This is a genomic window from Mesorhizobium sp. M7A.F.Ca.CA.002.09.1.1 (assembly GCF_003998555.1).
Taxonomy (GTDB): Bacteria; Pseudomonadota; Alphaproteobacteria; order Rhizobiales; family Rhizobiaceae; genus Mesorhizobium; species Mesorhizobium ciceri.
The window spans coordinates 1-1262 of record NZ_RZRR01001229.1; the positions used below are offsets into that span (position 1 = coordinate 1).

Consider the following 1262-nt stretch of genomic DNA (forward strand, 5'->3'; position numbering starts at 1 on the left):
ATTGTGGGTCACCATCAAGGCGGTCGTGGGCCGTGCCGACCACACGGTCAAAAGCAGATGCCGAAGCCGCTCGGCGGTCTGTTCGTCGAGCGAGACAAAGGGTTCGTCCAGGAAAAGCACCGCCGGCTCCGTGGCGAAAGCCCTGGCAAGTGCTGCCCTGCGCGCAAGGCCGAGCGACAGTTCGGCAGGATAGAGCGAGCGCATGGCCGCGAGGCCGAGCGTGTCGAACAGCCCGTCGAGATTTTTCGCCCTCAAGCTTTTCGGCAACGCCAGCCTGACATTCTGCTCCACCGTTCGCCACGGCAGCAGGGTCGGTTCCTGGAATACGGCGGCGATGCGGTTCGAACCTCCTTGCGGCAACTGGAAGGAGCCGGAAAAGTCTTTGTCCAAGCCAAGCAGGATACGCAGCGTCGTGGTCTTGCCGCAGCCCGACGGTCCAAGCAAGCAGGCGAATTCGCCTTGCCGGACCTCGAAGGAAAGGTCCTGAAGCGCCGTGATCGAGACGCCTCGCGCGGACCTGAAGGTCTTTTCGGCGATGTCGACCTTAAGCGGGACGACGGCGCCAACGGGTTGCATGTCGTTCAACGGGCTGCACCAGGAGAAGTTCAATGACAAGCATCACCGCCACGAAAGCCAGCGTGTAGGCAAGAATGGCGGCGACATCGAAAAGCTGGAAATAGAGATGGATCTGGAAGCCGACACCGTTCGAGCGGCCGAGCAGTTCGACGACCAGGACGATCTTCCAGATGAGGGCGATGCCGGATCGCGACGCGGCGGCAAGATAGGGCTGCAATTGCGGCAGCAGGATATGGCGGATGCGATCAAGGCGGCCGAAGCGATAGACGGTGGCCATCTCGGCATAACTTGGATCAAGCGTCCTGGCGCCTTCGCACATCGTCACCACGACATTCGGGATCTTGTTCACCGCCACCGCGCCGATCGCCGCCGCCTCGTTGAGGCCGAACCAGATGTAGCCGAGGACGATGACCACCAGCGCCGGGATGTTGAGGAACAGGATCACCCACGGGTTGAAAAAACGGTCGACGCGACGATAGCTGCCGAGCAAAACGCCGATGACGGATCCGATGATCATTGCGACGATATATGCTGCGGCGACCCGGCCGAGGGTCACGCCGAGATGGTAAAAGAGGTCGCCGCTCGCAGCCTCCCTGAGAAGCACCTGCCAGACCTGCCCAGGTCCTGGAAAGGCACGGCTTGGCCAGACGCCTGCCGCAAGGTTCCACAGCAGGCAAAGCCCGAGC

The 1262-nt window shown here is 62.0% G+C and carries 2 protein-coding genes; both read right to left on the reverse strand.

Annotation, left to right across the window (positions count from 1 at the left end):
- Positions 1-576: ATP-binding cassette domain-containing protein (locus tag EN994_RS32050; RefSeq protein ID WP_127308181.1), on the reverse strand; the 576-nt coding region annotated here is incomplete at its 3' end.
- Positions 545-1262, reverse strand: a 718-nt coding sequence (locus EN994_RS32055; RefSeq protein WP_245466152.1) for an ABC transporter permease, incomplete at its 5' end; no start/stop codon positions are given. The genes EN994_RS32050 and EN994_RS32055, both read right to left, overlap by 32 nt.